Source organism: Clostridium mucosae (genome assembly GCF_024622765.1).
In the GTDB taxonomy this organism is placed as follows: Bacteria; Bacillota; Clostridia; order Clostridiales; family Clostridiaceae; genus Clostridium.
This window is the reverse complement of record NZ_JANKAF010000003.1, coordinates 84,904-97,193: the sequence shown is the minus strand read 5'-3', so window position 1 is coordinate 97,193 and position 12,290 is coordinate 84,904. Positions and strand designations below refer to the sequence as shown.

The following is a 12,290-nucleotide window of genomic DNA, read 5'->3' as shown; positions in this document are numbered from 1 at the left end:
TAAAATAATTCTATACTTAATTTAGAGGTGATAAAGTGAGGATAGGATTAGGATACGATGTACATCGTTTAGTTGAGGGAAGGGATTTAATAATAGGTGGTGTTAAGATTCCTTATGAGAAAGGTCTGCTTGGACATTCAGATGCCGATGTATTAATTCATGCAATTATGGATTCACTACTTGGAGCTTCAGCTCTTGGCGATATAGGAAAGCATTTTCCTGATACAGATGAAAAGTATAAAGGAATTTCAAGTATAAAGCTTTTAGAAGAAGTAGGAAAATTACTATTAAGTAATGGCTATTCTATAAACAATATAGATTCTACTATTATAGCTCAAAAACCAAAAATGGCTCCTTTCATACAACAAATGCGAGAAAACATAGCAAATGCATTACACATAGATGTAATGCAAATCAATGTTAAAGCAACAACAGAAGAAGGATTGGGATTTACAGGAAGTGGAGAAGGAATTTCTTCACAAAGCATATGTCTATTAGTGCATAATTGATAATGTACAATTGATAATTGTGGTAATAACTCAAGCAAGTTGAGTTATTAAAAATGAACAGTTAAGCTTCAAATAGTTATAGTAATATTTCAAGCAAATTGAATTATTTTGAATGAAAGAATGAAGAAATGAAGATTTCATTTAAATATAATTTTAAATAGCTAATGAACTAATTGATACTATAATTTAGTCTAAGCTAAATTATGAAATTATATTATTTAAAAATTCGCCTTAACCGAATTTTATCATTAATTCTTTTATTCTTTTATTCTTTTGCTAAAAAAGTATGGCTCCCTTAGGAAAGCCATACTTTTTTTCTGGTTTATATATTAATTTTTACAACAGCCTTATTTATTTCTCCAATATATGTATATAGCTATTATAGCACATATTCCCATTAAATATGGATAAAATAAAAATTTCATTATTGAAAATGGTGATAGTGCCGCTAGTCCTGCTGCTGATATTAGTTGTGCACCATATGGTATTATTCCTTGGAATACACACGAAAACATATCTAATATTCCCGCAACTCTTTTTGGTTCTAAATCAAATTCATTAGATATATCTTTAGCTATTGGACCTACAGTTACAATTGCAACTGTATTATTAGCTGTACATATATCTACTAAACTTACCAGCATAGCAATTCCATACTCTGCTCCCATTTTACTTTTAAAATTCTTTAATCCCTTATTAAGAATAAAATCTATTCCTCCATTGAATTTAATAATTTCTATTGTTCCTGCTATAAGAATTGAAACTATTATAAGTTCACTCATTCCTGATATTCCACTAGATATAGAATTAAATAATCCTATTACATCAAAACTTCCAAATATAAATCCAACTATTCCTGAAGATAAAATTCCAAGTAATAAAACAACTATTACATTAACTCCAAGTAATGCTGTTACAATAACAATTATGTAAGGTAATATTTTGAATAAATTAAATTCTAAAGCTTCTAAATTAATTACTGCAGCATTTTTAGTTAATAACATAAATATTATAGCTGTTATTATAGCAGCTGGAAGAACTATTATAAAATTCATTTTAAATTTATCTTTCATTTCACATCCTTGAGTTCTAGTAGCTGCTATAGTCGTATCGGATATTATCGAAAGATTGTCTCCAAACATAGCTCCACTAACTACTGCACCTACAGCTAATGCAATTCCTATTCCAGTTTTATCTGCTATCCCAACAGCTATTGGTACCAAAGCAACTATAGTTCCCATTGACGTTCCTATAGATAGAGCTATGAAACATCCTATAACAAATATTCCTGGTATTAATAAGCTACTTGGTAGTAATGAAAGTCCTAAATTGACAGTAGAATCTACTGCCCCCATATCTTTTGCTACCTGTGCAAATGCCCCTGCTAATATAAATATGATTATCATAAGCAGAATATTAGTATTCCCTGCACCCCTACAAAAAATTTCTATTTTCTCATCAAACTTTAGTTTTCTATTCATAATCAATGCTGTTAAAGCTGCTGCTAAAAATGGAATAATTACAGATACAGCATAAAAATCCTTTGCTATCATTGATGTCCCTAAATAAACTAATAAAAATACTCCTAATGGAATTAAAGCTAGTCCATTTCCTTTGTTCTTCAAAGTCTTTTTTCCTCCTTCTATAAAAAATTATTTTGTATAATATAAATTTCAAAATAAAAAAGCTTCTGCAGAAATACAGAAGCTTTGATTACACATATAAAAAGTTATAGTTCGCCTCTTATCTATCAGGATTTCCTGCAGGATTTAGCACCATAAAAATTAATTAAAATTCTTGGTTGCTGGGCTTCATAGGGCCAGTCCCTCCACCACTCTTGATAAGACTTTTAAATTTTGCACTATTATATTATCAATTTAGATTATTATTGTCAACATAAAATTTATTCTTAATATTTTCTAATTTGAATATTACTACACTTTATTGTCAACAATTAGAATAGGATCTTAAAATCTCACTCCTTATGCTTGATAAAAGTGCCGTTGTGCACTTTTATTTTTTTTATTTATTTTGCGATATATAAATTCAATAAAAATATTGAAATTTAAACTTATGCTAACATCTAATAAACTTTTATATTTTTTCACGCAAAAAAAGAGATTAAAAACTTAATCTCTTTTTATTTGGTGCGTTATCAGGGGATCGAACCCGGGACACCCTGATTAAGAGTCAGGTGCTCTACCAACTGAGCTAATAACGCATATGGAGCGGGTGATGAGAATCGAACTCACGTAACTTGCTTGGAAGGCAAGGGCTCTACCATTGAGCTACACCCGCAAATCTTATTGACAATAACATTATATATTCCATAATTATTACTGTCAATAATAAATTTTTTCTTTAAATTATTTCCGTAAGTGATTTTAATAAAATATCTCTAAATTTCTCGCCATCTCTCTTATTCTTATTAGCTTTTTCACAAATATTTTTCCATTCAGAAATATTCACACCAACTCTTTCTTCAAACTCTCTTTCCGTTGTTGTCATATAGCTTGAATTTACTACAAACTCTCCTAAATCCTTTGGTGTATCAAAAATCTTTAAGTATAAAAACTCTCTGCTATCTCCATACCAAGTTTTGTTAAAATCTCTGGAAAACTTTTGAAGTGACCTGATTAATTTATCATTAGGTAAAAACCAACAATCCTTTACCATCTTTACATGCCTTCTCATATTATCTGCTTCTTCTTTAGATATCTTATTATTTCTTTCCCCATCTAAGATTATTTTTTCTACTGGAATGTTTGGAACACTAATAACCATTCTTTCTTTTCCATATATCCATTTATAAAATGCTTCTTGTAAAAATGAATATTGAATATATCCTAATAACATTTTTCCATCTGGAAAATACGACCATGTATTGTTAAGTCCATTATTTTTTGAAAAAACTAAACTATGGATATATATACTTTTTTCATTAGGTAATTTATCCATAAACATATGTCCTCTTATAGTTTTATTTTCATTAATCAATTCTTCCCAGTAATCAAATGAATCATAACTATGTCTCACTGTATCACCTTTCTTTCAGCTCAGTAATATAATATTCTATACATATATTATATAGTATATTATACCACCTTTTCAAGTATTTAAAAAAAATATAACAAAGTAAATTTAAACATTTTTAATTCATAATATTCTTAATATAATTTTATTCCTATTGTAAGTAAAAATATACCACTTTATTTTATATAAAATGAATCTATTATTTATTCATTATTTAAAGCTCATAATACTATAGAATATTCAGCCAAAAATATATATAATATTATTAAAGATATAAAAAGGAGGCATGACTTTGTACCACTGTGAAATTTGTGGAGCAACAGCGGATATTCATCATATAGTTCATAAACACGAAGGTGGCTACGATATTAAGTTAAATTATAAATATCTTTGTAACTACCACCATAGAGGAAAAAACGGTCCTCACAACTGTATAGAAACTGATTTGAGGTATAAGCTAGAATTACAAGATAAACTTTATAAATTATTACCCAAAGATTACTATACTGCTAAGGAACTTTATACTCTTTTAGGAATGTCTCATTCTTCTTTAAAAAAATTAATTAAAAAACTTAAATTATTTAAAGAAGGATATTCTAAAGAAGAGATAATTAAAAACCTCATGGGAGGTAAACTCTATTCACATGCTATGCTTCAAGAGCTTGAATTGGAACGTCTTTTCCATAGTATTAATATTAGCTAAAACATTCTTTTATATTCAAGCTACTAGCTATTTATTGCATAGATTTACTAAATTTATTTATTTAATTAAATTAGATTTATATAATATAAAAAGCTCTTAAATACTATACTATCAATCAGAACTTGATAACTATAGTTATTTAAGAGCTTTCTCTTATGTTAAAATAGCATTCTTAATAAACTCCAAATAAAAAGCTCTTCAAAAACCATATTATGTTCTTAAAAAGCTTTTGGAGCGGAAGACGGGATTCGAACCCGCAACTTTCACCTTGGCAAGGTGACACTCTACCATTGAGTCACTTCCGCATATAATTTTAAATATTAAAGTGGTGCAGATGAAGGGAGTCGAACCCCCACGCCAATGGCGCTAGATCCTAAGTCTAGTGCGTCTGCCAATTCCGCCACATCTGCATACCTTATATTAATATTATATAAAATATTATATTCTAAATCAATATACACTGTAAAATTTTGTTATTATTATTGATTAATAATCTTTTTAATTCTTTTAATAAATTTAATAATCACTAAGCCCTTAATATACAAAAGTTCTTAGTGATTACTAATTTATATTCTTGCTTTACCGCCTTATCATTTCGCGTATTTTTTCTACTTTGTTTCTATTAATATACATTAAATAGATAAAGTACTCCAACTTCATGGTTATCTTCTTGATTTTCATAAGTTATATAAATACCACAAAGCCCCACTTTTAGTTTAGACGTATCTATCGATATATTTCCATTTTCATCTATAGAATTTTCCACATCTACTTTTTCAGTACCCACCATAATTTCTTTAGGGTTCAACAACTCCCCATTTCTAGATACTACTCTTTCTTTAAGTGTAAGTCTATTATTTTCTACAGTAGCCATTCCAGCTTCAATTATTTGCAGTCTAGCATTTATCACTCTAAGATTTTTTAATGTCTTTAAAGGTGATAAATCTCTTACTTCATTTTGCTCTATATTAAGTTCTTCTAAATTTTTAGCATATTCTAACCCTTTTAAATTTGTAACTCTTCTGCTACTGCAATTTAGAGACCTAAGATTATACATATCTCCTAAAGTTATATCTCCGCTTAATCCAAGAGCCTTTTGAATATCTTGTTTTAAATACTTATCTTCAATTTCAATAATTTTATTTAAATCTATTCTTTCTAAATTATCAACTGCATCTTTCAATTCAGCTAACATTGATTGAATCTCTTGATAAGTAACCCCTTTATTTTCTATCATTTCTGTTGCTTTTACTATTGCTTGGTCTAATATACTTAAGCTTTCTTCAGTATAAACTTCTCTATCTATATCATTAGCACTTTCAACTGATTTAGAAAGTTCTGTATAATCTATAGATTCTGAGTTTGCATAATGAAGCTTAGCATCTCCCCATGTAGCGTGATCTGAAGCAATTCCGTTACCACCATCTTTTACTACAAGTTTTAATTCTTTTGCCCCATTTATATCTATTTCCACATATTTTTGAGGAGCTCTAGAGTTCATTAATCCACTATCAAATTTCTTTTCACCATCTACATACACTTCAAAACTTATTGATCCAACACTTCCATACATTGCTCTATCTACCCCAACAAAAGAAGTAAAGTAATCATAGTCTTTATCACTCAAATCATATATTATTGTAGATGTAGCATGTGTACCTATTCCTCTATCGTATGAAATAGATTGTCCCTCTTCATTGGTCAAAGTTAATCTATTGTTGCTTACAGAATTATCTTTTCTAACTGTTCCCCAACCTGAATTTGCAGATTTCCAATCATATTCTGTTAAATACTTATAGTCTTCCATGTTTACTACTGCTATATTTCTTGTTTTAACTACCTCATTGCCATCACTATCTATAACTTTATAATTTATTGGATATTTTCCAGGCTTATTAAAGTTTACTTCACCAGTTACTTCAACATTAGAAGTTAAATCTCCATCTTCTGAATCTATTGCGCTATACTCCTGATTTAAATCTATTTCTTGACCAACTTTAGTTGATATTGATTTTGGAATAGTTAATTTTGGTTTTGCATTTGTTGTATATAGTTTAGTATCTGCCCAAGAAGCAAAATCTCCAAGACCACTACCATCAGCATCATCTGCTACTAATTTAAGCTCTGTTACTCCAGTTACATCTAGATTTACAAACTCTGCTTCACTATCTTTCCTTATTACATCAGAGGTATAAACTTCCTCACCATCTGCAAATATCCTAAATATTATTGTAGTTCTATTATCATTATAATTTTTATCAGTACCCACATATGTTGAGAAGTTGCTATAATTCCCATCTAATTCATATATTATCTCAGCATTTGTTGCAGCACCTATACCTTTATCAAACTCTCTTACCTCGCCATTAACCTTAAGCTTTATTTTATTGCTTGAATTAACTGCTGAATCTTTATTCACAGTCCTCCATCCAGATACTGCTGATTCCCACTCTAAATCGGATAAATATGTGCTTTCACTATATACCACGATATCTCTATCTTTAGTTGCTACATTACCATCACTATCTTCTACTGTATAAGTTAATGTATATTTACCTGTTTTATTTATATTGAAACTGTTTTTATTAACTGTAACATAACTAGTTATATCACCATCTTCTTGATCATTTGCTGTAACTCCTGAAGATAAATCAAATTCACTATTTAACTTAACATAAGTTATATCTTCTACATTTAGTATAGGGAACTTAGCTATTATAATATCTTCAGCTTTCTTTAACTCTTCTTCAAACAAGTTAACTGCTGGATGGTCTTTTACCTCTTCTCTAAGAGCTTGTACCTTTTCTAAAGTATTATAACTTTCACTAACATCTGTTTTCGTGTTATCAGTAAATAAATTCTCTATCTTATCTGATAATATATCTTCCTTATAGAAAGACATTTCTCCAATACTAGCCCAATCCTGGTTAGCTTCTATGAACTTAAATTTTACTCTTCTTGCACTTGTTTTAGCTATTTTAAATTCTACAACATCATTAACATTACCACGATATTCACCTTTACCAGCTAGTATAAAATCATCACCTTCTGCTTCAGTAGATACATAAACTTCAAACATTCTAGCGAATCCTTTTCCACCATTTCTTGCTGCATATGCCATTCTACTTATTTCTGTTGTTTCACCTAGGTCAAAAATAACTTCATTTTTAAATGAACTACTATTTGGCGTTCCAGTTTCCCAATGTGTATTACGATTATTATCTATTGCATAATCTATAAGACTACTTGAGTATCTTCCTCCATTATTAGTTATTGAAGCTACTGGTATCTTAAATTGCTCGTTGTATTCACTTAAATTATCATATTGTCCATATTTTGATTTAACTATTGTGTAATCTTCATATACTGTAATATATGATTTCTTTTCTGTAGTATTGTTATCACTATCTGTTACCCTATATATAGCTTCAAATCTTCCTACTTTTCCTTCTTCATATGAATTCGATATTATTTCTATATTAGAAGTTAAATCTCCATCTTCTGCATCCACTGCACTAATACCTTCATTAAAGTCTACTGCTTCACCTATTTTATATACTTTATCACTAGCAGTTATAATAGGCTTAGCATTGTTTGTAGTTAATTTAGGGTTAGCTATTACTGCATGATCTGAAGTATTTCCATTTCCAGCATCAGTAACTTTTATTACTAATTGCTCCACACCTTTAACTGGTACATTTATATATGCCATATTATCAGCATGTTTTAAAACTTCTGTAGTAGCTAGAACTTTACCATCACCTTGTATTTCAAATTTTATACTAGAATTATTTTGTGGTGATATTCCTGCATCAATTCCTAGTAAAGCTTCAAATTTATCATAGTCTTTACCTGATAAATCATAAATTATTGTACCATTTGCATGTATTCCAAAACCTTTTTCAAAATCTTTTACTTCCCCATTTACTCGACCTTTTATATTAGAATTTCTTCTTGGAGTTCCCCATTGTGTTTCTACAGATGACCACTCTGAATCAGATATATACTCATAATCACTTACCACTTCAACTTCTACAATCTTTTCTACTGATATACCTTCATCACTTACGGTATATTTAACTTTATATATTCCCTTTTGGCTAGTATCTACATTATGTTCAACTTCAAGATTAGAAATTATATCATTTCCTTCATAGCTTAATACTTTTATATAATCTAGAGGATTGAACTCTTCCCCTAACTCTAGAGTTATCTTGTTTTGTTGAATATTTATGCTAGGTGAAAATGATTCTATTGACACAGAATCACTTGTACCTAAATTAATATCATAAGGTACTACTTCGTATTTAGCATTCTTAGTTATATCTGTATTAGTATCCACAAAAGTATTCGTAGAAGTGAATCCTATTATTTCACCATCCTTTAGTATTTCATATCCTAATAAATTTTCTTTATTCTCTTTATCTATTGAGAAAGAAAGTTTCATGTTTTCACCCGATAGACTCTTAGCTATGGATACCTTTTCACTTCCTGTAAATCCATCTCCCTTATAATTCATTGCTAAATCATTTAAATAATAAATCTTCTTATCAGGCTTTGGATATTTTGATAGTTCTTGTTTAACATCAGAACCAATACGTATACCGTGTCTAGCGAAGAATTCAGATAAATCTAATTTCATAGCATCTGATGCTGCTACAACCCATGATTTATAAATATCTTCCCTATTTTGATTTCTAAAGTCCTTTTCTCTATATTGCTGCTCAAATTTTCCATAAAAAGTATTATCATATAAATATAACTGCCATAATGGAGCTAATTGAGCTAGATGTGTACTATTAGCAGTATCATATAATTGGTTATTAGAATAGTCCTCTAAACACACCTTAGGATAAGTGTTATTTTCCCATATATTTTGTTCACTTATTCTTGTTTTAGTTTTAAATTGTGATTCAAAGAATAGTGGCATCATATTATTTGTAACTTCTACTATAGTTCTTCCATTTGTATCAAAGTTATGACCTAGCTCATGAGCTACTCCCCATCCTCTAGCTGCTCCAAGTATAGCATTTTGGTTACCTGGTCTTATCCCTATAACACCATTTGCTGCATTCATGAATGCTCCACCAGTAAGATTTTTAACCATAGGCATTATCCTAAAGTTAAAATCTGAATGTATTTCCTTTGAATTATCAAATCCCCAAAATCTCATTGCATCAGATATATATCTATCCCATTCTTCTGCTGTATATCTTGGAGTTTTATTATTTTGGTTATACCAATTTAATGCATAAGTAGCTTGTACAAAACTTAGTGACTTATTAGAGCTAACTGCAAAAATATTTGGAGTAGTCTCCGGATCTGCATTAATCTTAGCAACATATTCTTCTAATTCTTTCATTACTTCAGCTTCATCTGATTTTCCTAAGATAAATACAGGGTACTTACTTGCACCTTCTATTCTTACTTTTGGCGCTTTTGTTTGACTATTACTTTTGTAATTTGTAAAATATAACCCTCCACCTTGAATAACATTCTGTGGTATTCCATTACTTTCATAACTTACTTCGGGTATAGTTATTTCATTTTTCCCAGGTTGCAATTGAAAACTTATTGCTCCCCCATGTTGTGTTAATGATTGTTTATATAGTAACACTGGAGTAGGTTCTCCTTTTGCTACATCAACATATACATTTATTTTATCTCCGGCCCTAGCGGATAATCCAGTTACTTGCCAATCTTGGAATCTCCACATCTTTCTCTTCACTGACTCAATTACAGAGTCCCCTCTCATTTCCAATTCAAAAACATATTCTTGTCTTGGATTATCTATTAATGATTCAGCTAATTCTATATCAGCTTTAAAATCTTCATATAAAGGGTGATTCTTTGCACTTTCTTTAAATGCATTTATTTTTTCTATACTATTAAATTCCTCTGACAATTCATTCATTAATCCATTAGTAAATAACTTATCAACTTTATCACTTACTACATCTTGTTTATAGAATGCTATTTCTGATAATGTAGCCCAATTTTGATCCGAATTTTTAAATTTAAATTTTATTCTTTTAAATTCTGTTGGATTAAATTTTGCCTCAACTAATCCAGATACTTTATTATGACTTCCAGTTGCTACAAGTTGATAAGTATCTCCTTTGGATGTTGTAGAAGCATATATCTCAAATTCCTTAGCAAATCCCTTATTATCAGACTTTCTTGCTCCATAAACCACTCTATTTAATTCAACAGCTTCTTTAAATTCTACTTCCACTTCATTTGTAAAATCATTCGTATTTGATTTATTTGTTTCCCAATATGTATCTAAATTACCGTCAACAGCATTTGTTATTACTGCACTTCCATAATTACCTGCATTATTACGGATACTCTTTATATTTTCATTGTCCATTTTAAATAAATTTGAATATTCTTCGTTAGAATAATATTTAAATTGTTTTGTAATTGCTTTTGTAGCTTCAATTTGATTTTCTTGTAAAAGCATTTTTGCATCTTCTAAATGCTCTTTAAAATCTTCATAAAACGGATGACTTTTAGCCTCTTCCTCTAATGCTTGTACTTTTTCTAATGTATTAAATTCTTCACTCACAATGCTCATTGTATCATCAGTGAATAATCTATCTATTTTTTCTGCTATTTCATCTTGAGTATATAAACCAATCTCAGCAGCACAAGCCCAATTCTCATATCCTTTTTTAAATACAAATTTAACTCTTCTAAACTCAGTAGGATTAAACCTTATTTCTATAGAATCCTGTGTTACTTTAGATGAACCACTAGATACTAGTTCAAATGTATCGCCCTTAGAAGTTCTTGATGCATAAATATCAAATTGTTCTGCAAACCCTCTATTAGATCCACGAGGAGCAGTATATACTATTCTATTTAATTTCGTCAGTTCATTTAGCTCAATTATTACTTCGTTAGTAAAGGTTGTACTATTTTGTTTTCCAGAATGCCACTTTGTATTTACATCACCATCAATTGCTTTATCTATTGAATTATCTGCATATTGACCACCATTTGTAGTTATTGACTTTATTTTATTTGAAGTCACTTTATAAATGTCGTCATATATTGGAAGTGTCTCACTATTCATATCCTTAAATTTAGATACCTTAGCATCAATATAGTTGACTTCTTTATTTTCTACAATTAACTTTGCATTTTCTATATCCTCTTTGAATTGACTATATAATGGATGATTTTTTGCTTCTTCTTCTAACTCACTTATCTTTTCTATATTACTAAACTCTTCACTTACTTGACTCATTGTATCGTCAGTAAATAAATTCTTCATTTTATCACTTACCACATCTTGTTTATAAAACATAAATTCTGATGCTGAAGCCCAATTTTGATCCGCTTTTTTGAACTTAAATTTTATTCTCTTAAATTCAGTTGGATTAAACTTAATCTCTACTATATCTCCAGTGGAACCTGCATATTCTCCACTACTCACTAGCCTAAAGTCATCTTCTTCATCAGTAAGAGATGCATATATTTCTACTTCCTTAGCAAAACCTTTACCTTTAGTTGATGACTGCCTTGCTGCATATACTATTCTGTTTAAGGTTGTCACTTCATTTAATTTAACTACTACTTCATTGACAAATTCAGAAGTATTTGGTTTTCCTGTTTCCCAATGTGTATTAAAATCTCCATCTATAGCTTTATCAATAGTTGAGTTAGCATATCTACCACCATTATTAGTTATAGATATAATATTTTGATTATCCATTTTGAATACTTCATTATAAGCCTCAATATTATTGCTATTATATAAGTTAAATTTACTTATAATAGCTTGAGCCGATCCATTAATAGATGCTCCTTCTGTTATTAAAGTTTGATTTCTTGATAACTCATCTGCTAAAACCCCTAATGCTGGAGAAGAGAAATTAGTTATCAATGCCGCTGCTACTATAGCCGCTATTTTTTTCTTGTTCATAATTTACCCCCTGATTAGTTTTATTCTAGCCTTAGACGTACATTAAAAAAAGCTACTCTAAAAGAGCAGCTTTACACATCTTAATTTTAAATATTTATTATAATAAAATAAG

General features: G+C 29.4%; 5 protein-coding genes, 4 tRNA genes and 1 riboswitch. Of the genes, 2 read left to right on the top strand and 7 right to left on the bottom strand.

Features of this window, described 5'->3' with window-relative positions:
* Positions 1-35: 35 nt before the first annotated feature.
* Positions 36-509: a 2-C-methyl-D-erythritol 2,4-cyclodiphosphate synthase gene (ispF, locus tag NSA50_RS05405; RefSeq protein ID WP_195266777.1), complete on the top strand. Its 474-nt coding sequence runs from the start codon at positions 36-38 to the stop codon at positions 507-509.
* Between the two features lie 347 nt (positions 510-856).
* Here ispF and NSA50_RS05400 read toward each other — a convergent pair whose 3' ends face one another.
* The 4 genes from NSA50_RS05400 to NSA50_RS05385 form a co-directional block, all read right to left on the bottom strand.
* Entirely contained in the window at positions 857-2,134 is a 1,278-nt protein-coding gene (locus NSA50_RS05400) for a Na+/H+ antiporter NhaC family protein (RefSeq protein WP_257443545.1), read from the bottom strand.
* 115 nt (positions 2,135-2,249) lie between these two features.
* Positions 2,250-2,356, bottom strand: a riboswitch (SAM riboswitch).
* A 298-nt stretch (positions 2,357-2,654) separates the two neighbouring features.
* Positions 2,655-2,730: transfer RNA gene (locus NSA50_RS05395), tRNA-Lys, on the bottom strand.
* A gap of 3 nt (positions 2,731-2,733) precedes the next feature.
* Positions 2,734-2,807: transfer RNA gene (locus NSA50_RS05390), tRNA-Gly, on the bottom strand.
* Positions 2,808-2,870: 63 nt separating this feature from the next.
* Positions 2,871-3,545 carry a hypothetical protein gene (locus NSA50_RS05385; RefSeq protein WP_257443543.1) on the bottom strand — a complete coding sequence of 225 codons (675 nt, stop codon included), beginning with the start codon at positions 3,543-3,545 and terminating at the stop codon, positions 2,871-2,873.
* A gap of 289 nt (positions 3,546-3,834) precedes the next feature.
* On the opposite strand from NSA50_RS05385, the gene NSA50_RS05380 reads away from it, so the two are divergent.
* A complete protein-coding gene (locus NSA50_RS05380; protein WP_374940966.1) occupies positions 3,835-4,245 on the top strand; it encodes an HNH endonuclease in 411 nt (136 codons plus the stop codon).
* Positions 4,246-4,475: 230 nt separating this feature from the next.
* Here NSA50_RS05380 and NSA50_RS05375 read toward each other — a convergent pair.
* From NSA50_RS05375 to NSA50_RS05365, 3 genes are all read right to left on the bottom strand, one after another.
* Positions 4,476-4,550 (bottom strand) — tRNA-Gly (locus NSA50_RS05375).
* A 21-nt stretch (positions 4,551-4,571) separates the two neighbouring features.
* Positions 4,572-4,655: transfer RNA gene (locus tag NSA50_RS05370), tRNA-Leu, on the bottom strand.
* Positions 4,656-4,867: 212 nt separating this feature from the next.
* On the bottom strand, positions 4,868-12,178 hold the full coding sequence (locus tag NSA50_RS05365) for an NPCBM/NEW2 domain-containing protein (protein ID WP_195429965.1): 7,311 nt from the start codon (positions 12,176-12,178) through the stop codon (positions 4,868-4,870).
* Positions 12,179-12,290 lie beyond the last annotated feature (112 nt).

Excerpts from the sequence above, each read along its gene's own strand:
- NSA50_RS05365 (WP_195429965.1), bottom strand. The coding sequence starts at position 12,178 with ATGAACAAGAAAAAAATAGCGGCTATAGTAGCAGCGGCATTGATAACT.